Annotated in this window: 15 protein-coding genes and 8 tRNA genes; 5 read left to right on the top strand and 18 right to left on the bottom strand. The window is 64.6% G+C overall.

The window, feature by feature from the left end; genetic code table 11:
* Nucleotides 1–536: 536 nt before the first annotated feature.
* The 10 genes from EO141_RS15040 to EO141_RS14995 all read right to left on the bottom strand — a co-directional run bounded on the left by EO141_RS15040 (nucleotide 537) and on the right by EO141_RS14995 (nucleotide 9856).
* Nucleotides 537–2507 carry a peptidyl-prolyl cis-trans isomerase gene (locus tag EO141_RS15040; RefSeq protein ID WP_127169563.1) on the bottom strand — a complete coding sequence of 657 codons (1971 nt, stop codon included), beginning with the start codon at nucleotides 2505–2507 and terminating at the stop codon, nucleotides 537–539.
* 166 nt (nucleotides 2508–2673) lie between these two features.
* Nucleotides 2674–2750: transfer RNA gene (locus EO141_RS15035), tRNA-Asp, on the bottom strand.
* Nucleotides 2751–2845: 95 nt separating this feature from the next.
* Nucleotides 2846–2922: transfer RNA gene (locus EO141_RS15030), tRNA-Asp, on the bottom strand.
* Nucleotides 2923–2950: 28 nt separating this feature from the next.
* Nucleotides 2951–3025: transfer RNA gene (locus EO141_RS15025), tRNA-Val, on the bottom strand.
* A gap of 11 nt (nucleotides 3026–3036) precedes the next feature.
* The gene (locus EO141_RS15020; protein ID WP_024938423.1) at nucleotides 3037–3309 is read right to left on the bottom strand and encodes an HU family DNA-binding protein; all 273 of its coding nucleotides are present in this window, start codon (nucleotides 3307–3309) and stop codon (nucleotides 3037–3039) included.
* Between the two features lie 214 nt (nucleotides 3310–3523).
* Nucleotides 3524–5995: an endopeptidase La gene (gene lon, locus EO141_RS15015; protein WP_127169562.1), complete on the bottom strand. Its 2472-nt coding sequence runs from the start codon at nucleotides 5993–5995 to the stop codon at nucleotides 3524–3526.
* 145 nt (nucleotides 5996–6140) lie between these two features.
* On the bottom strand, nucleotides 6141–7427 hold the full coding sequence (gene clpX / locus EO141_RS15010) for an ATP-dependent Clp protease ATP-binding subunit ClpX (RefSeq protein WP_104582306.1): 1287 nt from the start codon (nucleotides 7425–7427) through the stop codon (nucleotides 6141–6143).
* Between the two features lie 125 nt (nucleotides 7428–7552).
* Complete coding sequence (clpP, locus tag EO141_RS15005) at nucleotides 7553–8179, bottom strand: ATP-dependent Clp endopeptidase proteolytic subunit ClpP (protein ID WP_002806026.1); 627 nt, start codon at nucleotides 8177–8179, stop codon at nucleotides 7553–7555.
* Nucleotides 8180–8277: 98 nt separating this feature from the next.
* Nucleotides 8278–9570 carry a trigger factor gene (tig, locus tag EO141_RS15000; RefSeq protein WP_127169561.1) on the bottom strand — a complete coding sequence of 431 codons (1293 nt, stop codon included), beginning with the start codon at nucleotides 9568–9570 and terminating at the stop codon, nucleotides 8278–8280.
* A gap of 201 nt (nucleotides 9571–9771) precedes the next feature.
* Nucleotides 9772–9856, bottom strand: a tRNA-Leu gene (locus tag EO141_RS14995).
* 266 nt (nucleotides 9857–10122) lie between these two features.
* On the opposite strand from EO141_RS14995, the gene EO141_RS14990 reads away from it, so the two are divergent.
* A complete protein-coding gene (locus EO141_RS14990) occupies nucleotides 10123–11418 on the top strand; it encodes a PAS domain-containing sensor histidine kinase (RefSeq protein ID WP_127169560.1) in 1296 nt (431 codons plus the stop codon).
* Nucleotides 11419–11545: 127 nt separating this feature from the next.
* Here EO141_RS14990 and EO141_RS14985 read toward each other — a convergent pair whose 3' ends face one another.
* From EO141_RS14985 to EO141_RS14965, 5 genes are all read right to left on the bottom strand, one after another.
* Nucleotides 11546–11983: a hypothetical protein gene (locus EO141_RS14985; protein ID WP_127169559.1), complete on the bottom strand. Its 438-nt coding sequence runs from the start codon at nucleotides 11981–11983 to the stop codon at nucleotides 11546–11548.
* Nucleotides 11984–12211: 228 nt separating this feature from the next.
* Nucleotides 12212–12287 (bottom strand) — tRNA-Lys (locus EO141_RS14980).
* An 83-nt stretch (nucleotides 12288–12370) separates the two neighbouring features.
* Nucleotides 12371–12447, bottom strand: a tRNA-His gene (locus EO141_RS14975).
* A gap of 31 nt (nucleotides 12448–12478) precedes the next feature.
* Nucleotides 12479–12555, bottom strand: a tRNA-Arg gene (locus tag EO141_RS14970).
* Nucleotides 12556–12597: 42 nt separating this feature from the next.
* A tRNA-Pro gene (locus tag EO141_RS14965) sits at nucleotides 12598–12674 on the bottom strand.
* Nucleotides 12675–12826: 152 nt separating this feature from the next.
* Here EO141_RS14965 and EO141_RS14960 point away from each other — a divergent pair.
* The gene (locus EO141_RS14960) at nucleotides 12827–13588 is read left to right on the top strand and encodes a Bax inhibitor-1/YccA family protein (protein WP_104582303.1); all 762 of its coding nucleotides are present in this window, start codon (nucleotides 12827–12829) and stop codon (nucleotides 13586–13588) included.
* A gap of 136 nt (nucleotides 13589–13724) precedes the next feature.
* On the opposite strand, the gene EO141_RS14955 is transcribed toward EO141_RS14960, so the two are convergent.
* From EO141_RS14955 to grxC, 3 genes are all read right to left on the bottom strand, one after another.
* Nucleotides 13725–14732, bottom strand: coding sequence for an isocitrate dehydrogenase (locus EO141_RS14955; protein WP_104532882.1), 1008 nt, complete (start codon nucleotides 14730–14732; stop codon nucleotides 13725–13727).
* A 370-nt stretch (nucleotides 14733–15102) separates the two neighbouring features.
* Nucleotides 15103–15498, bottom strand: coding sequence for a carboxymuconolactone decarboxylase family protein (locus EO141_RS14950; protein WP_104582302.1), 396 nt, complete (start codon nucleotides 15496–15498; stop codon nucleotides 15103–15105).
* Nucleotides 15495–15803 carry a glutaredoxin 3 gene (gene grxC / locus EO141_RS14945; RefSeq protein ID WP_104582301.1) on the bottom strand — a complete coding sequence of 103 codons (309 nt, stop codon included), beginning with the start codon at nucleotides 15801–15803 and terminating at the stop codon, nucleotides 15495–15497. The genes EO141_RS14950 and grxC overlap by 4 nt, the downstream gene beginning before the upstream one ends.
* An 88-nt stretch (nucleotides 15804–15891) precedes the next feature.
* Here grxC and EO141_RS14940 point away from each other — a divergent pair, with 88 nt between their 5' ends.
* The 3 genes from EO141_RS14940 (at nucleotide 15892) to phoR (ending at nucleotide 19864) form a co-directional block, all read left to right on the top strand.
* Nucleotides 15892–17598 carry a M48 family metalloprotease gene (locus EO141_RS14940; protein WP_206514809.1) on the top strand — a complete coding sequence of 569 codons (1707 nt, stop codon included), beginning with the start codon at nucleotides 15892–15894 and terminating at the stop codon, nucleotides 17596–17598.
* Nucleotides 17599–17768: 170 nt separating this feature from the next.
* Nucleotides 17769–18458 (top strand): phosphate regulon transcriptional regulator PhoB, encoded by a 690-nt coding sequence (gene phoB / locus EO141_RS14935; protein WP_104582300.1) that lies wholly within the window; start codon nucleotides 17769–17771, stop codon nucleotides 18456–18458.
* Between the two features lie 77 nt (nucleotides 18459–18535).
* On the top strand, nucleotides 18536–19864 hold the full coding sequence (phoR, locus tag EO141_RS14930) for a phosphate regulon sensor histidine kinase PhoR (RefSeq protein WP_164739231.1): 1329 nt from the start codon (nucleotides 18536–18538) through the stop codon (nucleotides 19862–19864).
* Nucleotides 19865–19975 lie beyond the last annotated feature (111 nt).

Below are 19975 nucleotides of genomic sequence, written 5' to 3'. Positions count from 1 at the left end.
TTGCCTGCGCTGCTGCAGCGATGCCATACGGAATCGGAAACCTATGTGGGATCGGAAACGGGCGTACTCGCAGCCGATTGGCCCGCTATCGTTGCAAGCCGACCGACATCGCAGTTGATCGAGCGCGCTTGCAGCGTCTGCCGCCAACCGACAGGCAGCCACCCGTAGGCGCACCAAACGCGCAACCCGACACTGGCTTTTCTGGCCTGGCAGATTGGCTCGGCAGATCAGCACGTTGAATGACGCACGTCTTCGCAACCGCACGCCTGCAATCCTGACGCGCGAAATCCGCAACCCCGGCAGACCTATCCCAAACGGATGGCAATACGCACGACGTCAGATCAGTTGCGGCGGGCCATCGCAGTGTCTTAGCCAGTTGCTGCGGGAATCCAGTGCCTGGTCCACGCAACCACAGACTCGCCGCAGCGCCAGCGGCGGGATACCCCACACGAACACTGGCACCTGCGCACGACGGCATCGGCCAAAGAAAAAGCCCGGTTCCCCGGGCTCTTTCTCCACCAGTCGAACAGCAGCGGTTACAGCTGCGCCTCTTCGATCTGGATCTTGTAGCGCTTGCGCATTTCCTTGACGTACGCCTGCGCCGCATTGTTGCCGTCGATCTGGCTCAGCTGCTCGCGCAGCATGGTCTGCTGCTCGGCCGGCATCTGCTTCAGGTCGCCCGGGGTCGCCTTGCTGATGACAAACACCGCAAAGCGCCCGCCATCCAGCTCCACCTTGCCCACCGACGGCTTGCCGTCGGTCGGACGCGGCGCGCTGAAGATGGCGCGGTTTGCCGCCGGCGTCGGAATCGGCGCGGTGCGCGGCAAGCCCGGGATCGGCTGCACCTGCAACTTCTCGCTGGCGGCCAGCGCCTGCAGGGTCTCGCCTTTCTGCACACGTGCCAGCAACGCGTCGGCAGCCGCTGCGGCGGCCTTCTCGGTGCGGTCCGCGCGGACGGCGGCGATCACCTTCTCGCGCACCTTGTCCAACGGCAGGGCCGCCTCGGCGGTGTGGTTGGTCACACGCAACACCACGCTGTGGTTCGGACCGATGGTGATCGGATCACTCACCGTGCCGTCCTGCACCAGCGTTTCGGAGAATGCCGCGCGCAGCACCGCCGGGTTGGCCGCGATTCCGCTGGCATCGGCGCGCGAGAACGGCCCCAGCGTCTGCACCGGCAGACCGACCTGCTTGGCTGCAGGCTCCAGCGCGGTGGGATTCTTGTAGACCTGATCCACCAGCTTGCCGCTCACATCCGCAAACGCCTTGTCGGCATCGGCCTTGAGCTGCTCGGCGGCGAGCTGGTCGCGCACCTGCTCGAACGACTTGCCCTGGCCGCCCTTGACCTCGCGCAACTGGATCACGTGGTAGCCGAACTCGCTCTTGATCGGGCCGACCACCTCGCCAGCCTTCATCGCGAACAAGGCATCTTCGAACGGCTTGACCATCGTGCCCTTCTCGACCCATCCCAGGTCGCCACCGGCACCCTTGGAACCGGGGTCCTGCGAATTGGCCTTGGCCAACGCGGCGAAATCGGCACCCGGCTGCTTGGCTTGTGCGGCCAACTTGGCCGCCTTTTCCTCAGCGGCCTTCTGCGCGGCGGGATCGCTGCCGGCGCTGATCAGGATGTGCGATGCCAGACGCTGATCCGGCTCCACAAAGCGTGCCTTCTCTTCGTCGTAGCGCTTGCGCAGCGTCGCCTCGTCAGCGGCGGTTGCCGGCGGCAACTTGGCGGCATCGAGCTCGACATACTCGATCGTCACCGTCTCCGGCTGACGGAAATCCTGGGTATGCCCGTCGTACCACTGCTTGATCTGCGCATCGCTGACCGGGGCGGTATCGGCGGCCGGCGGCGGCAGCATCGCCAGTTGCACGTCACGCGTTTCGCCCATGAGCTTGAGCAGGCGCTCGAACTCGGCCTTGGTCGCAAAGCCCGACTCGGCAATCGCCTGCGGAATCACCGACTGCTGCAAGCTGTCGCGCACCAGTGCGTCGAACTGCGCCGGCGTGCGCGGAGGCGTGCCTTGCGCAAGGGCCGCGCGGTACTGGTCGGGGCTGAACTTGCCATCGACCTGGAACGCCTGAATGCCGGCGATGTAATCGCGTACCGTCGCATCGCCGATCACGATGCCGGCATCTTCTGCACCCAGACGCACGACTTGCTCGTCGACCAGCTGGTCGAGCACCTGCAACTTGTTCTCGCGGGATTCGAACGTGCGCGGATCGAATTTCTCGCCCTGGCGCTGCCGCTCCTGCATGCGCGCCTGCTCGAAGCGGGCGCGGAAATCCTGCGTACTGATTTCATGGTGCTGCCACAGCAGCGACACCGGCCACCAGGACGGTGCCGATTTCCACCATGTCGGTGGTGCCTGTACCTTGGCCACGTTATTGGCGCCAATGCCGCCGAGGTAGCTGTTGTCGATGACGAACAGGAACGGAATCATCAGCAACCCCAGGATGGCGGTAGCGATCCAGCCTGACGTCTTGTCGCGAAGTTTCTGCAGCATTGGCAAATCACGGCCTGTGGGCGAGCCGCGCAGTGTAACGCGCCTGACGCCGGGCACCCAGCCCAATCCCGCACTGCACCGGGTTCGGCATGGCTTTCGACGCGTAATGACCGCCATGGCCGCAAAAAAAAAAGCCCCCGGCATGACGCCGGGGGCCTTGTATAACTGGCGGAGCGGACGGGACTCGAACCCGCGACCTCCGGCGTGACAGGCCAGCATTCTAACCAGCTGAACTACCGCTCCGCTTTAAACTTGGACTTCTGCTTCTTCACCGCAACCGCATTGCGAATGCGGTGAAGAAGACGAAGCCCCCAATCGCTCAGGGGCTTCGGTGTAACTGGCGGAGCGGACGGGACTCGAACCCGCGACCTCCGGCGTGACAGGCCAGCATTCTAACCAGCTGAACTACCGCTCCGCGCTTGAAACAGTTGCCTGGTGCTTAATGGTGGGTGCTGAGGGTTTCGAACCCCCGACCCTCTCCGTGTAAGGGAGACGCTCTACCGCTGAGCTAAGCACCCTAGCGAGTCGATTAGTTTACTGCATCCTTCAGGGCTTTGCCAGCCTTGAACGCAGGATTCTTCGAAGCAGCGATCTTGATGCTGTCGCCGGTCTTCGGATTGCGGCCGGTACGCTCAGCGCGCGCGCGGACCTGGAAGGTGCCAAAGCCAACGAGGGTGACGGCATCGCCCTTCTTCAGCGCCTTGGTGATTTCGCTCACAACCGCGTCAACAGCACGGCCGGCCTCAGCCTTGGAGATGTCAGCGGCAGCGGCAACGCCATCGATCAATTCGGTTTTATTCATTCTTGAAACTCCCTTTGCGGCAGATGCCGCGGAATCGACAATCGGCGCTCTTGCCGTTAGCGAAGAACCCGACACAAGTGGTATCGCGTGACGCATCACAATTTGCCGCGCCCACGAGTCGTGCATTTATACCAGCGCCCCCAACCGCACGCAAGCCAAAACCCAATAACGACGCGGGTTTTGGCTTGTTTCGCCTGGGTTTAGACAAGCGGTTTTAGTGCTTGACGCGGGCACCCGGAATAGTGCGTGACTTGCCGCGAACCGCAACCCGCGAGGCGGTCTTGCGGACCTTTTCCTTGCTCGCCTTCTTCGGTGCCAACGGACGCTCCAATGCAAGGTCCAGCACTTCGTCGATCCACTTGACCGGCACGATCTCCAGGTCACGCGTGACGTTGGCCGGGATGTCGGCAAGATCCTTGCGGTTCTCGTCGGGGATCAGCACGGTGCGGATGCCGCCGCGCAACGCGGCCAGCAACTTTTCCTTCAAGCCGCCGATGGCCGACACGCGACCGCGCAAGGTGATCTCGCCGGTCATTGCCACATCGGCGCGGATGGGCACCTTGGTCAACACCGACACCAGCGAGGTCACCATCGCGATACCGGCGCTCGGGCCGTCCTTCGGTGTCGCGCCATCGGGCACGTGCACGTGCACGTCCTGCTTCTGCAGGAAATCCACATCGATGCCCAGGCGCTCGGCGCGCGAACGCACCACCGACAGCGCAGCCGATGCCGATTCCTTCATGACGTTGCCAAGCTGACCGGTCAGGATCAGGTTGCCCTTGCCCGGCACCAGCGTGGACTCGACCTGCAGCAGTTCGCCGCCGACCTCGGTCCAGGCCAGGCCGGTCACCAGGCCGATTTCGTTTTCCTCTTCGGCACGGCCGAAATCGAAGCGACGCACACCCAGGTACTTGTCGAGGTTCTTCGCATTGACCGTGACCAGCGCCTTGGGCGTGCCCTTCTTGGCAGGCACCTTCTTGGCAACGAGCTGCGGACCGGCAAGGGCAATTTCCTTGACCACCTTGCGGCAGATCTTGGCCACTTCGCGCTCGAGGTTACGCACACCGGATTCGCGCGTGTAGTAACGCACGATGTCCTGGATCGCGTCGCTGCCGATCTCGATCTCTTCCGGCTTCAGGCCGTTGGCCTTGATCTGCTTGGGCACCAGGTAGCGCATGGCGATGTTGAGCTTCTCATCCTCGGTGTACCCGGGGATGCGGATGACTTCCATGCGGTCCAGCAACGGCCCCGGAATATTGAGCGAGTTGGAAGTGGCGACGAACATCACCTCCGACAGGTCCAGGTCCACTTCCAGGTAGTGGTCGTTGAAGGAGTTGTTCTGTTCCGGATCCAGCACCTCCAGCAGCGCCGAGGACGGATCGCCACGGAAATCCATCGACATCTTGTCGATCTCGTCGAGCAGGAACAGCGGGTTCTTGCTGCCGACCTTGTTGAGGTTCTGCACCAGGCGGCCGGGCATCGAACCGACGTAGGTCCGGCGGTGGCCACGGATCTCGGCCTCGTCGCGGATACCGCCCAGGCTCATGCGTACGAACTTGCGGTTGGTCGCCTTGGCGATCGACTGGCCCAGCGAGGTCTTGCCCACGCCCGGCGGCCCGACCAGGCACAGGATCGGCCCCTTCATCTGCTTCACGCGCGACTGCACCGCCAGGTACTCGAGAATGCGCTCCTTGACCTTGTCCAGGCCATAGTGGTCGGCATCCAGCGTGTCCTCGGCGACCTTCAGGTCCTTGCGGACCTTGGTGCGCTTCTTCCACGGCACACCCAGCAGCCAGTCCAGGTAGTTGCGCACCACGGCCGCTTCGGCAGACATCGGCGACATCTGCTTGAGCTTGTTGAGCTCGGCCTTGGCCTTGGTCTCGACCGGCTTGGGCATGCCCGCCTCGGCGATCTTGCGCGCCAATTCTTCCAGCTCGCCCGGCGCATCGTCCAGATCGCCCAGCTCCTTCTGGATCGCCTTCATCTGCTCGTTGAGGTAGTACTCGCGCTGGCTCTTTTCCATCTGCGACTTGACGCGGCCGCGGATGCGCTTTTCCAGCTGCTGCACATCGATCTCGCCGTCCACCAGCCCGACCAGCAACTCCAGCCGCTCGCCGATCTCGGTGATTTCCAGCAGGCGCTGCTTGTCGGCCAGGCGCACGCCGATGTGCGCGGCGATGGTGTCGGCCAGACGGCCCGGCTCGTCGATACCGGCCAGGGTCTGCAGCAGCTCCGGCGGCAGCTTGCGATTGGTCTTGACGTACTGCTCGAACAGCGACATCAGCGAACGCGCAATGGCCTCCACCTCGCGCGGCTCACGCGCGTCGCTGGCTTCGATTTCGATGCCCTGACCCTGCAGCGCGCCATCCAGCTCGACGACCTTGTCGACAGTGACCCGCGACAGGCCTTCGACCAGCACCTTGATGGTGCCGTCGGGCAGCTTGAGCAACTGCAACACCTGCGCGAGCGTGCCGACGGTATACAGGTCGCTGGCGGCCGGGTCGTCGGTTTCGGCCGACTTCTGCGCGACCAGCAGGATGCGCTTGTCCGCTTCCATGGCTTTTTCCAGCGCGCGCATCGACTTGTCACGGCCGACGAACAGCGGAATCACCATGTGCGGAAACACCACCACGTCGCGTAGCGGCAACACCGGCAGATCGAGAACTTCTGATTGGGACTGGGCCATGGGGCGCTCCGCAGGAATGGGGGGTTTGGGGCGTAAAAAAAGCCGATGGCCCCGTTATGGGGCCATCGGCGAGGTGTTGCAAGTAGCGTTCGGAAACCCTTTATCCGCGAGCGAGGCCAGGGCCCGGCGAAGCGGTCTCAGGAACTCAATCGCCGGACGCTGCCTTGGCCGGAGCCGGCTGCGCCTGGTAGATCAGGTACGGCTCGGATTTGTGCTCGATCACCGACTCGTCCACCACCACCTTGCTGACATTTTCCTGCGAGGGAAGCTCGTACATCGTGTCCAGCAGCACCGATTCGACGATGGTGCGCAGACCACGCGCGCCGGTCTTGCGCTTGAGCGCCTTCTTGGCGATCGCAGACAGGGCGTCCGGGCGGAACTCCAGTTCCACGCCTTCCATGTCGAACAACTTCTTGAACTGCTTGGTGATGGCGTTCTTCGGCTCGGTCAGGATCTTGATCAGCGCCGGCTCGTCCAGTTCCTCGAGCGTGGCGACCACCGGCAGGCGACCGACGAACTCGGGAATCAGGCCGAACTTGATCAGATCTTCCGGCTCGACCTCGGCCAGGATCTTGCCGACTTCCTGCTTGCGCTCGCTGCTCTTGACCTTGGCACCGAAGCCAATGCCGCCGGCATCGTTGGAGCGCTGCTGAATCACCTTGTCCAGTCCGGCGAATGCACCGCCGCAGATGAACAGGATGTTCTTGGTGTCGACCTGCAGGAATTCCTGCTGCGGATGCTTGCGGCCGCCCTGCGGCGGTACCGAGGCCACCGTGCCTTCGATCAGCTTCAACAGAGCCTGCTGCACACCTTCGCCGGACACGTCGCGGGTGATCGACGGGTTTTCGCTCTTGCGCGAGATCTTGTCGATTTCGTCGATGTAGACAATGCCCTGCTGGGCCTTTTCGACATCGTAATCGCACTTCTGCAGCAGCTTCTGGATGATGTTTTCCACGTCCTCGCCGACATAGCCGGCTTCGGTCAGCGTGGTGGCATCGGCGATCGTGAACGGCACATTGAGCAGCCGCGCCAGCGTTTCGGCCAGCAGCGTCTTGCCCGAACCGGTCGGGCCGACCAGCAGGATGTTGGATTTCGCCAGCTCGACGTCATCGTTGCGGCTGCGGCTCTCGATACGCTTGTAGTGGTTGTACACCGCCACGGCGAGCGTGCGCTTGGCGCGCAACTGCCCGATCACGTATTGATCCAGCACCTCGAGGATCTCGCGCGGCTTGGGCAGGCTGGAACGTGCCGACTGCGCCTTCTCTTCGAGTTCCTCGCGGATGATGTCGTTGCACAGCTCCACGCACTCATCGCAGATGAATACGCTGGGACCGGCAATCAGCTTGCGGACTTCATGCTGACTCTTACCGCAGAACGAGCAGTAGAGAATCTTGTTGCTGTCGCCGGAACGACCTTGGCGGTCTTCGCTCATGCTTCTGTTACCCAGTTACCCCACCCGATGCACGGGGGTTCGATTTCGAGAATAGCACAGGGTCGGGAGGACATCCGCCCAGCCCGACCCTGCCGGTTTTTCCTGCAATTTCAGCAATCTGGCGATCAAGACGGCTGGATCGACTCTTCCGGACGGCGTTCCAGCACCTGGTCGACCAGGCCATAGGCCTGCGCATCGACCGCACTCTTGAAGTTGTCGCGCTCGGTGTCGCGCGCAATGGTCTCCAGGGACTGGCCGGTGTGCTTGGCCAGGATCTCGTTCAGGCGCGAACGCAAGGTCAGGATCTCGCGCGCGTGGATGTCGATATCGGTGGCCTGGCCCTGGAAGCCACCCAGCGGCTGGTGGATCATCACGCGCGAATTCGGCAGCGCATAGCGCTTGCCGGCCGCACCTGATGCCAGCAGCAGCGCGCCCATCGAGGCGGCCTGGCCGACGCAGATGGTGCTCACGTCCGGCTTGATGTACTGCATGGTGTCGTAGATCGCCATGCCGGCAGTGACCACACCGCCTGGCGAGTTGATGTAGATGCTGATGTCCTTTTCCGGGTTGTCGGCTTCCAGGAACAGCAACTGTGCCACGATCACGTTGGCCATGTGGTCGTCGATCGGACCGACCAGGAAGATCAGACGCTCCTTCAGCAGACGCGAGTAGATGTCATACGCACGCTCGCCGCGGCTGGTCTGTTCGACCACCATCGGCACCAGGTTCAGGGCTTTGGTCACAATGCTCATCAGTCTTCCTGTAGTGGCAGCGGCGTGCGCCGATGCCCGGGTTTGACATCCGCATCCCAGCCATCGGGATGCGGGTTGGTGTCACGCGGTCGCTTACCTTAGACCCGAATGGCGTCCTGGAACGACAGCGACTGCTCGGTGTGCTGGGCGCGCTCGGCGATCCAGTCGATCACCTGCTCTTCCATGACACGGCTCTGCAGTCCACTCATCAGTTGGGGGTCGTTGCGGTACATCTCAATGACCTGTTCCGGCTCTTCGTAGGTCGAAGCGATCAGACGCAGCGTTTCGCTGACGCGCTTGGATTCCAGGCGCAGCTCGTTGCGACGGGCCACCTCGCCCACCAGCAGACCGACCAGCACGCGCTTGGCCGCCGCATCCATGAACCCCTGATGGGCATCGGCGGGGATCTCGCCCGGGTCGCGGCCGCTGCGGCGGACCTGCTCGACCTGCTGTGCCAGCATCGAACGGGCTTCGTTCTCGACCAGACGCGGCGGCATCTCCACGTGCGCATAGGCGGCGATCAGCTGCTCGCCCACTTCGCGACGCAGGCGGTTCATCAGCGCGCCCTTGAGCTCGCGCTCCAGGTTGGTGCGGATGTCGGCGCGGAACTGCTCGGCATCGCCACTCTTCACGCCGAAGCTCTTGATGAACTCCTTGTCCACCACCGGCAGCACCGGCTCGGAGACCTCGACCGCCTTGACGTGCACCTGCACGGTCTTGCCGGCCAGCTGGGGCACGCGCCACTCGGCCGGGAAGTCGATGGTCAGGGTCTTGTCTTCGCCCTTGGCCAGACCTTCCAGGCCCTTTTCGATCTGGTCGAACATCACGCCCGAGCCCAGCACGCTGCTGCCGCTCTCCACGCCTTCGGCGGGCAGACGCTCGTCGCCGGCCTGCGACCAGGTCTCCAGCGCCACCAGATCACCGACCTGCGCGCCGCGCTCGACCGGGTTCCAGGTGCGGCGCTGCAGGCGCAGGTTCTCGATCATCTGGTCGATGTCGGCATCGGTCACCTCGGCGGTATGACGCACCACCGACAGCTTGGCCACGTCGATATCACCGAAATCCGGCACCACTTCGAAGGTGGCGACGAAGTCGAAATCGCTCTCGCCCTGATCGATGCGCGGGTTGCCGGCCAGGCGCAGCGAATGCTCGCGGACCGCCGAGTCGAAGGTCTCACGCAGCAGGCCTTCCATCGCCTCGGCACGCACCTGCTGACCGAAGCGCTGCTCGATGACCTTGGTGGGCACCTTGCCCGGGCGGAAACCCTTGATGCGCGTGGTACGCGCGAGTTCGCGCAGGCGGCCACCGACATGCGTCTCCAGGCGCTCCTGCGGCAGGGTGAAGGTCAGGCGGCGTTCCAGATTGCCGGTGGATTCGATCGATGCTTGCATGTTGACTCCTGCCACCGACTGCACAAGCGTCGGCACGAGATGGAAGATGCGGGTTGACGGATGGCGAGAAAGCCGCCGAGCCTTGTAGTTTCGCCGATAATGGCGGCCGCTGCCAGCGGAATACGCGTCACCGCAGTACGCAAGGCAGAGGCGCCAGGCCTTTGGCTGAAAGCGGCCGGACGACGCACGGCCGCACTGCATTGGTGCGAAAGGGGGGACTCGAACCCCCACGCCTTGCGGCGTCAGAACCTAAATCTGGTGCGTCTACCAATTCCGCCACTTTCGCGATGCTGCAGTTGCCCGGCCATTGTTGCAGGGATGCCGGCAAAGAAAAAGCATCGCGGGCGTAATGATGCCGCCCATTGGCCGCGAATGGATGCCGCCTGCCGGTGCGGGCAAACTGACCCCAGCCGATGCTCTACCTGGCGCGCCGACGGTAAACGCATTCATCATGCGAGGCATCACCTGCGCGCGCCCTGGCTTGCTCCGCTAGCGTTGGGTAAAGCTGAGATTAGCTAAAATTCCGTTAACACCTGAGAGGCAGTCATCGCGATGAGAGATCGGTATCGGCAAATCGTGGCGCTGTCCCGCGATTGCATCAAGGAGATCGACCTCGACGGGCGGATTACCGCGATCAACGTCAATGGCCTGACCGAATTGGGTGCCAGCCACCAGGATCAGCTGATCGCGCGGCCATGGCGCGAGCTGTGGCCACCGGAGGCGGCCGAGCTGGTGGACGCGGCGATCGCCGGCTCCCGCGCCGGTTCGATCCAGGAATTCGAAGCTGCCAGCGTGAACTTCGCCGGCGTGCGCCAGATCTGGCAGGTCGTCACCAGCCCGCTGTTCGATGCGCTTGGCAAGGTCGAAGCGATCCTGGCCGTGAGCAAGAACATCTCCGACCGCCGAGCGCTGGAGATCGCCTTCCGCACGCTGGATTCGACCCTGGCGACAGAGCGCGCGTTCTCCAACGGCGCGCTGCGGCTGGCGCGCGCGCGCGAACATTCGCTGTCGACCGAGCTGCACAGCCTGCGCGACCTGCAAGAGCGCATCGAAGGCGATCTGGACATCGCGCGCGCCGCGCAAGGCGCTGCCGAAAAGATTTCCGAGCAGGCGCAAAAAGGCGAAGCGGTGGGACAGCTGCTGGCCGGCGTCGTGCACGATTTGAACAACGTCCTGCAGGCGGCCACCTCGGCCATCGACCTGGTGGTACAGCGCGCCAGGATCGACGCGCACGACGCCAAGCTGTTGGGCGTGGCCGATGCGGCGCTTCAACATGGCTCAGTCATGGCCCAGCGTCTGGTCGGCTTTTCCCGGCAGTATCCGTATAGCCCGGAATCGGTGGATCTGGCCGCCCTGACCGAACAGCTCGGCCCCCTGCTCGAACAGGTGATCGGCGCAGACCTGCAACTGCAGCTGCGCACCGCCGAAGGTGGATGCTGCGCCATGGTCGATCGCCACACGGTGGAACGCGCCATCTTGAACCTGGTGATCAACTCCCGCGATGCCTGCCGACGGGGCGACGTCATCCGCGTGGAGACCGGCGACACCGTGGTCGCCGAGGAACAGGCCAACCTGGCCAGGCCGGCAGGGCACTACGTCACCATTGCCGTGGCCGACAACGGGCATGGCATGGACGCACACGTGCAGGCGCATCTGTTCGAAGCGTATTTCACCACCAAGGATTCCGACAAAGGCGCGGGCCTGGGGCTGGCGCAGGTGTACAGCGCGGTCTGCCAGGCGGGCGGCTTTGTCGAAGTGACCTCGGCGCCCGGCCAGGGCGCGTGTTTTACGCTGGCATTTCCGCGCATGCAGCAAAGCCAGCCGCCCGCGCCCGCTGCATTGCCGTAAGGCGACCACGGCTGCCGTTGCCCGCAGCTGCCTTGCGCATCGCAGCGCATCACCAGCAGGCGTATCGAAAGCGCCGTCCGACGCAACAGGGAACGCCTTCCTGCGCATCCTGGGGAGCGCTGGCGGCCTATCCCCCGGCCCGGGGAGAGCCTGTCAGGCGCGACCACATCAGCCAGACGATCGCGGCGCAGGCACTGCCTGCCGCCAGCCCACACTGCAGCAGCGTCAGCATCACCGCGCGATCGGACATCCACGACCAGCCGCCGATGATCGCCAGCAGCAGCACCATCACCCCGGCCGAGAGCAGACCGCTCGAGGCACCGATGCCGATGTGGACCAAGGGGTTGGGCCGGCGCCCGCGGTACAGCCAGGCGCATGTGCGCGCGCATAGCCATCCCGCGGCAGCACAGGCAATCACCGGCAGCACCAGCGCATACGACCAGGCGACGATCGTCAACACGGTCTGCAGATCGAGCCGGCTCCACCGCGCCAGGCCCAGCAGCCCACCCAGCGGGGGACCGACGATCGCGAAGACGCCGATCTGGCCCAGGATGGAATGCCGCATTACTTCAGACACATCAGTCCTCATTCGCCTGCGTTCATCCGGGCGGGGACGGCCGTCGGTGGCGATTGCGCACCTGACGCAGGCAATCCATCGCACCGGGCCGGGAGGGTCACTGCGGTTGCGCGGCCACCGACCGAGACGACGACAACGCTGCAGCCAATCCCTGCACCATCGCTTTCCGCAGCACAAAAAGAAAAGCACCTAGGCTACTGCCTAAGTGCTTTTGTTTGGTGGGCCGTCAAGGATTCGAACCTTGGACCTATTGATTAAGAGTCAACTGCTCTACCAACTGAGCTAACGGCCCTGAAACTGGTCGCACATTGTATGTGCGTTTTTGCCTCGTTGCAACACCCGCGATGCATCGGTTCCAACTTTTCCTGCAATCAGTGGGGTGGCTGAGGGGACTCGAACCCCCGACATCTGGAATCACAATCCAGTACTCTAACCAGCTGAGCTACAGCCACCACTGAAACCTACTTCCTACCGCACCGCCGATGGCGCGCCCGACAGGACTCGAACCTGTAACCGCCGGCTTAGAAGGCCGGTGCTCTATCCGGTTGAGCTACGGGCGCCCGGACCGAACTTCGCATTCCCACGCCGTCAAGAGCTCGGAATGGTCGGGGTAGAGGGATTCGAACCCCCGACATCCTGCTCCCAAAGCAGGCGCGCTACCAGACTGCGCTATACCCCGGCGGGACCTTTCAATCCCGAAGGCTGGAAAGGTCGGCTATTTTGGGAATGATTGGCCTTGCTGTCAATCACTCTGTGTAAATTGGACGATCCGGTATCCTCACACTCATTGCTCGCCAAGTCGGCAGGCACCTACATTCATGGAGAATACGCATGCGTAGCGGCAATCCCGCCCTTCGGGAATCCACCTTCCTCGACCTGGGCTCCGGCGCGGTGGTCACGCGCGACGGTCAGGCGATGACCCTCAACGGCACCGTCAACAAGACCGGCCTGCTATTGCTGATGGCGGTACTCACTGCCGCCTTCGCCTGGTCGCAATCGATCGGCGCCGATGGCATGCCGCTACCGGCAGCACGCCTGTACATGATCGCCGGCGCGATCGGCGGACTGGTATTCGCACTGGCGACCAGCTTCAAGCCGACCTGGGCCCCGGTCACCGCGCCGCTGTATGCGCTGGTGGAAGGCTTCTTCCTGGGTTCGATCTCGGCGGTGTACGAGGCGCGTTTCAACGGCATCGTGTTCCAGGCGGTGTTGCTGACCTTCGGCACCATGTTTGCGCTGCTGTTCGCCTACCGCAGCGGCATGATCAAGGCCACCGAGAACTTCAAGCTGGGCGTGGTGGCGGCCACCGGCGGCATTGCGCTGGTGTATCTGGCGACCATCGTGCTGGGCTTTTTCGGCGTGCGCATTCCCTTCATCCACGACTCTGGCCTGATCGGGATCGGCTTCAGCCTGTTTGTGGTCGTGGTGGCCGCGCTGAACCTGGTGCTGGACTTCGACTTCATCGAAAGCGGCGTCGAGCACGGCGCGCCCAAGCACATGGAGTGGTACGGCGCGTTCGGCCTGATGGTCACGCTGGTGTGGCTGTACATCGAGTTCCTGCGCTTGCTGTCGAAGCTGCAGTCGCGTAACTGAGTGGAGAATCGGGAGTGGGGAATCGCAACAGCGACCCCTTCGCCTGATGGCGTGACACTGGCTTCAAGCAACCCGCTTCCAGCAAAAAGAAAGGGCGCCGTCGGCGCCCTTTCTCTTGTGCGACCTACCGGCGCGCTCAGAGGCGGCTGGCGATGGCCTTGGCGAAGCCCATGGTGTTGCCGGTGCCGCCCAGGTCGGGGGTCAGCGCATCCTTGGCTTCCAGGGTGGCCACGATCGCTTCGCGCAGGCGCTCGGCGTTCTGCGGCTGACCGATGTGGTCCAGCATCTGCGCGGCACCCAGCAGCAGTGCGCACGGGTTGGCCTTGCCCTGCCCTGCGATGTCCGGCGCCGAGCCGTGCACGGCTTCGAAGATCGCCGCGTCCACACCGATGTTGGCGCCCGGGGCCAGGCCCAGGCCGCCGACCAGGCCGGCACACAGGTCGGAAATGATGTCGCCAAACAGGTTGGTGGTCACGATGATGTCGAACTGCTCCGGACGCATCACCAGCTGCATGCAGGTGTTGTCGACGATCATTTCCTGGAACTCGATTTCCGGGTACTGCGCGGCCACGTCGCGTGCCACCTTCAGGAACAGGCCCGAGGTCGACTTGATGATGTTGGCCTTGTGCACCGCGGTGACCTTCTTGCGGCCGGTGGCGCGCGCCAGGTCGAAGGCGTAGCGCACGATGCGCTCGGAGCCCTTGCGGGTGACGCGGGCGCCGGAGAACGCGGTCTCGCCATCCTCGGACACGGTCTGGCCTTCGCTCAGGTAGGCGCCTTCGGTGTTCTCGCGCACCGTGATCAGGTCCACGCCATCGGCGAAACGCGACTTGGTGTTGGGGAACGACTTGGCCGGACGCACGTTGGCATACAGGTCGAACTTGCGACGCATGGCCACGTTGATCGAGCTGAAGCCCTCGCCGACCGGCGTGGTCAGCGGGCTCTTCAGGGCCACCTTGTTCTTGGTGATCGAGGCCAGGGTGGACTCGGGCAGCAGATCGCCGTGCTTTTCCAGCGCGACCAGGCCAGCGTCGGCGTACTCGTAGGTCAGGCCAGCCTGCAGCGCGTCGAGCACGAACAGCGTGGCATCCATGATCTCCGGGCCAATACCGTCGCCGCGGATGACCGTGATTGTCTGCGTCATAACGTTGGGTTTCCGAACTTGAAGGGGGGAGCGCCAGCCGCAATACCCGGCAGAGCGGCGCAAGGAGGTTTCACAGGCAATTATGCCCGATGCCGGTGAAGGCGCCCAAACCGACCTTGGTCTAAGAGCGGCCCGGATGACTGCTGCAGAAACCCGGTGCAGTCAGTGGCATCAGACAACCGCAGTGCGCGCCCGCAGCCTCCAGGCGCACCAGGACTCAGCGTGTGGAGGCGCTCTGGACGCACCGCCCTAGCCTACGGCCGGCACCGGACAACCAGAGCGCACAAAGTCAGTGCCGCCGACTAGGGCAGCACGCGCGCGCCCGCTTTTACGAATCCCGAATCACCACTCCCGACTCCCGCTCGACACATCAATCGTGCGCGTGCTGCGCCGGTGCCTGGGCGCCGCCCTCGAGCTGGTCGAGGAAATCCACCGCGCGACGCAGATGCGGGATGACGATGGAGCCGCCAACCACCAGGCCGACCGAGAAGGTCTCGAAGAACTCTTCGCGGGTCACGCCGGCTTCCTTGCACTGGGCGACGTGGTAGCTGATGCAGTCGTCGCAGCGCAGCACCATCGAGGCGACCAGACCGAGCAGCTCCTTGGTCTTCACGTCCAGCGCGCCGGCCTGGTAAGTCTGGGTGTCCAGCGCAAAGAACCGGCGCACCACCTGGTTGGGCTCGGCCAGGATGCGCTGGTTCATGCGCTGGCGAAATTCGGTGAACTCGCGCAGACGGTCGTCGCTGCTGCCGTCATGCTCACTCATGCCTGGCCGCCTGCAGTGCCGGCCAGCAACGGTTCGAGCTTGCCGGCCCGGTGCATGGCCATCATGTCGTCGTAGCCGCCCACATGGACGTCGCCGACGAAGATCTGCGGCACGCTGGTGCGCTTGGCCAGCGCGACCATCTTGTTGCGCTCGGCCGGGTCCAGGTCGATGCGCACCTCGGTCCAGGTCCGGCCCTTGCTCTTGAGGAAGTTCTTGGCCGCCACGCAGTACGGGCAGATCGCAGAGGAATACAGGGTGATCTGCGGGCCGGCGGCCGCATCCTGCACATTGGGGTCTTGGCTCACGGGAAACTCCGCGGTTGGTCTGAGGTCTGACAATGGTACCGGGCGACTGGAATTTCCATGTCGTCACCGCAACACTGTGGATTAACCCATGATTCACGCCATCGCGCCGTGCTGCCCGCATGCTTCGCGCATTACCTGGGAGTTCCACTTGCGCCTGCTACCGCTCGCCACTGCCCTCACGCTGGCCGTTGCCATGGGCGTGGCACCCGCGCAGGAAAACCGCCTGCCCGACATCGGCTCGTCCGCAGGCGAGCTGCTGACCCCGGCGCGCCAGGCCGAGTACGGCAAGATGATGCTGGCCGAGTTGCGCAACTACGACTACGTGCTGGACGACCCGCTGATCACCGACTGGCTGCAGACCATGGGGACCCGGCTCGGCGCCAACAGCGACCAGCCGCAGCAGCCGTTTACGTTCTTCATGCTGCGCGACCGCCAGATCAACGCCTTCGCCACGCTGGGCGGCTATATCGCGGTCAATGCGGGGCTGGTGTTGACCGCCGAGCGCGAGGACGAAGTGGCCGCGGTGCTGTCGCACGAAATCGCCCACGTCACCCAGCAGCACGTGCTGCGTGGGGTGGAGCGGGCCCAGCGCGACCAGATCCCGATCCTGCTGGGCATGCTGGCAGCGGTGGTCGCCGCGCAACAGGCCGGCGGCAATTCCAAGGGCGATGCCACCATGGCCGGCATTACCAGCGCGATGGGCCTGATGCAGCAACGCCAGATCGACTACACCCGCTCCAACGAATCGGAGGCCGACCGGCTGGGTATCCGCACGCTGGTGCGCAGCGGCTACGACGTGGATGCAATGGCCGGCTTCTTCGAACGCATGTCGGTGGCAATGCGCGCCAACGAGGGCGGCTACAGCGCGCCCGACTTCCTGCAGACCCACCCGGTCACGGTCACGCGCATCAGCGAGGCCAAGGCGCGCGCCGAACAGATGAAGAAGAACACCGTGGTGCTGACCACCTCGGTACCGGGCGGAACGCGCCAGGAACGGGTGGACCCGGCCGACCCGTCGCTGTCCGAGCCGCTGAGCCGCAACGGCAACGCGATCCTTCCCTATGCGCTGCGGCTGCCGGTGGATGCACTGAGCCGCGGCGACGACCAGCAGAACTTCGACTGGGCCAAGGAGCGCCTGCGCGTGCTCAGCGCGACCACGCCGGATGCGGCCATCCGCGAATACGAGACCCTGCGTCGCAGCAACAAGCACGGCCTGACCGATGCCCAGCGCTACGGCCTGGCGCTGGCGCGCCTGCGCAATAGCGGCGGCCGGCCGAGCGAGCCAGTGGCCGAACTGACCAGCCTGCTGGAGGCGCATCCGGATAATTTATGGCTGACGCTGGGCCTGAGCGAGGCGCAGGCGCGGGTGGGCCAGCGCGAGGTGGCCAATGCCCGCTTCGACGCGCTGCTCAAGCAACTGCCGAACAACCGCGCGGTGGCGCTGACCTACGCCGGCGCGCTCAACGAGCAGGCCAGCAAGGAGTCCGGCCAGCGCGCGCGTCAGGTGCTGGAACCGCTGCTGCATCGCAGTAGCGAGGATGCCTTGTTGCAACAGACCTACGCACGCGCCTGCGAGCTGTCCGGCGACCATCTGCGCGCCAGCGAGGCCTATGCCGAATCTGCGTATCTGAACGGACGCCCGGAACAGGCGCTGATCCAGCTGGAAGCGCTGAAGAAGAAAGATCTCGACTATGTGACACGGGCTCGGGTGGATGCGCGCATCGCGGCGATCACCCCGAGCGTGCTGGAACTGCGCCGGCAAGGGATTCGCGACCCGGATCTGTCGACCCGCTAGCGCTTGTGACGGTTGGCGCAACGGTCATCCCCGCGTGCGCCGGGCGTCCCGCACTGTGCCCGCCACGGTGCAGGCCGCTGTTGCCGAGGGCCTGGTCACCGCGCATGTCACATTAGAGTCACAAAACCGTAGTCTACTGGCGATCACCAAAGCCAGACGGTAAGCCCCGCGTGCAAAAACGCATTCTGATCGTCGATGACGAACCCGCGATTCGCGACATGGTGGCGTTCGCGCTGCGCAAAGGCGAGTTCGAACCCATCCATGCCGGCGATGCCCGCGAGGCGCAGACCGCCATTGCCGACCGTGTGCCGGACCTGATCCTGCTGGACTGGATGCTGCCGGGCACCAGCGGGCTGGATCTGGCGCGGCGCTGGCGCAAGGAACAGCTGACCCGCGAGATTCCGATCATCATGCTGACCGCGCGCGGCGAAGAGAACGACCGCGTCGGCGGCCTGGAAGCCGGGGTCGACGATTACGTGGTCAAGCCGTTCTCGGCGCGCGAGTTGCTGGCGCGCATCCGTGCGGTGATGCGCCGCACCCGCGAGGACGACGAGGACGGAAGCGTGTCGGTGGGCCGCCTGCGCATCGACGGCGCCGCGCACCGGGTGTTTGCCGGCGACGCGCCGGTGCCGATCGGCCCGACCGAATACCGCCTGCTGCACTTTTTCATGACACATCCCGAGCGCGTGTACACGCGCACCCAGCTGCTGGATCATGTCTGGGGCGGCAGCGTGTACGTGGAAGAGCGCACCATCGACGTGCATATCCGCCGCCTGCGCAAGACGCTGGAACCGTTCGGCCTGGAAAACATGGTGCAGACCGTGCGTGGCTCGGGCTACCGTTTCTCTTCGGCAACCTAGTGGTTGCCGCACAGCCTGCCGGCCACGCAGGCCAGCCGGCTCGCACGCCCATCTGACGCCCGGTGGTAACGCTTTCCATGCCTCGACATATCCGTTCCGCCTGGCTCAAGACGCTCGGCACCCTCGCGCTGTTGCTGGGCGCTGCCGTGCTGGTCGGCGTGCTGATCGAGCATGTGTGGATGGCGCTGACGCTGACCGCGCTGGGCGTGCTGGCCTGGCATTACTGGCGGCTGCGCCAGGTGCTGCGTCGCCTGACCGCCCGGCAGCGCGCCGAACCCGCCGCCGGGATCGGGGCCTGGAACGAACTGGACCGCCTGCTGTATCGCAGCCAGGCCGAGATGCGCGGGCGCAAGCGTCGCCTGATCGAAATGCTGCGAACTTATCGCGCCGCCGCACAGGCGCTGCCGGATGCGGTGGTGGTGGTGGATCGCAACAGCCAGCGCGTGCAGTGGTTCAACCGGGCCGCGGGCGGGCTGCTCGGCCTGCATCATCCGGGCGACATGGGCGTGTCGGTGGTGGAGCGGCTGCAGCCGTTGCCGCTGGCGCACTGGCTGGCGGCCGGCCGCAATGCCGAACCCATGCTCGACGCCGCCTCGCCGGTGGATCCGGACCTGCGCCTGAACCTGCGCCTGATTCCCTACTCCGACGATTACTGGCTGCTGGTGGCGCGCGATGTCAGCAAGCTGCTGCGGCTGGAGCAGGTACGCCGCGACTTCGTGGCCAACGTCTCGCACGAACTGCGTACGCCATTGACGGTGGTGCATGGCTACCTGGACATGCTCGACCCGGAAGACTTTCCCGATGCCGGCCCGATGCTGGCCGAGATGCGCAAGCAGTCGCAGCGCATGGCGCAGCTGGTCGAGGACCTGCTGACGCTGTCGCGGCTGGAATCGCAGGAAGAACTCGGCGAGGAGCACGTGGCGATGGCGCCGATGCTGTCGACCCTGCGTCGCGAGGCCGAAGCCCACAGCCAGGGTCGCCACACGGTGCATGTGCTGGACGAGGCCGGCGTGGACCTGCTCGGCTCCAACAAGGAACTGCATAGCGCCTTCTCCAACCTGGTCACCAATGCGGTGCGCTACACGCCCGGCGGTGGCACGGTGACGATCCGCTTCGTGCGCGAGGGCGATGGCGCAGCCCTGGCGGTACGCGACACCGGCTACGGCATTCCCGCCTCGCACCTGCCACGCATCACCGAGCGCTTCTATCGCGTGTCCAGCAGCCGCTCGCGCGAGAGCGGCGGCACCGGGCTGGGGCTGTCGATCGTCAAGCACATCCTGGGACTGCACCAGGCGCGCCTGGAAATCGAAAGCGAAGTCGGACGCGGCAGCGAATTCTCATGTCATTTTGTCGCTGCGCGCGTCGTACAGCGCGATCAGTCCCTGCCACTGTCACGTTCGGCGTGATATGTAAGGGGTGCGCGCCGCAACGCGGTGCGATGCCCGCGCGCCGGACGCGCTGCATTGCCTGCGCTGCGACCGGCGCGCTGTCACGCCGCACACCATCTCCGTCTTGAT

Source organism: Xanthomonas sp. BRIP62415 (genome assembly GCF_003993515.1).
Taxonomy (GTDB): domain Bacteria; phylum Pseudomonadota; class Gammaproteobacteria; order Xanthomonadales; family Xanthomonadaceae; genus Xanthomonas; species Xanthomonas euroxanthea.
The sequence above is the reverse complement of the archived record's forward strand: the minus strand, read 5'-3'. Positions and strand labels throughout refer to the sequence as shown.

Excerpts from the sequence above, each read along its gene's own strand:
- EO141_RS15040 (WP_127169563.1), bottom strand. The coding sequence starts at position 2,507 with ATGCTGCAGAAACTTCGCGACAAGACGTCAGGCTGGATCGCTACCGCC.
- EO141_RS15020 (WP_024938423.1), bottom strand. The coding sequence starts at position 3,309 with ATGAATAAAACCGAATTGATCGATGGCGTTGCCGCTGCCGCTGACATC.
- lon (WP_127169562.1), bottom strand. The coding sequence starts at position 5,995 with ATGGCCCAGTCCCAATCAGAAGTTCTCGATCTGCCGGTGTTGCCGCTA.
- clpX (WP_104582306.1), bottom strand. The coding sequence starts at position 7,427 with ATGAGCGAAGACCGCCAAGGTCGTTCCGGCGACAGCAACAAGATTCTC.
- clpP (WP_002806026.1), bottom strand. The coding sequence starts at position 8,179 with ATGAGCATTGTGACCAAAGCCCTGAACCTGGTGCCGATGGTGGTCGAA.
- tig (WP_127169561.1), bottom strand. The coding sequence starts at position 9,570 with ATGCAAGCATCGATCGAATCCACCGGCAATCTGGAACGCCGCCTGACC.
- EO141_RS14990 (WP_127169560.1), top strand. The coding sequence starts at position 10,123 with ATGAGAGATCGGTATCGGCAAATCGTGGCGCTGTCCCGCGATTGCATC.
- EO141_RS14985 (WP_127169559.1), bottom strand. The coding sequence starts at position 11,983 with ATGCGGCATTCCATCCTGGGCCAGATCGGCGTCTTCGCGATCGTCGGT.
- EO141_RS14960 (WP_104582303.1), top strand. The coding sequence starts at position 12,827 with ATGCGTAGCGGCAATCCCGCCCTTCGGGAATCCACCTTCCTCGACCTG.
- EO141_RS14955 (WP_104532882.1), bottom strand. The coding sequence starts at position 14,732 with ATGACGCAGACAATCACGGTCATCCGCGGCGACGGTATTGGCCCGGAG.
- EO141_RS14950 (WP_104582302.1), bottom strand. The coding sequence starts at position 15,498 with ATGAGTGAGCATGACGGCAGCAGCGACGACCGTCTGCGCGAGTTCACC.
- EO141_RS14940 (WP_206514809.1), top strand. The coding sequence starts at position 15,892 with ATGATTCACGCCATCGCGCCGTGCTGCCCGCATGCTTCGCGCATTACC.
- phoR (WP_164739231.1), top strand. The coding sequence starts at position 18,536 with ATGCCTCGACATATCCGTTCCGCCTGGCTCAAGACGCTCGGCACCCTC.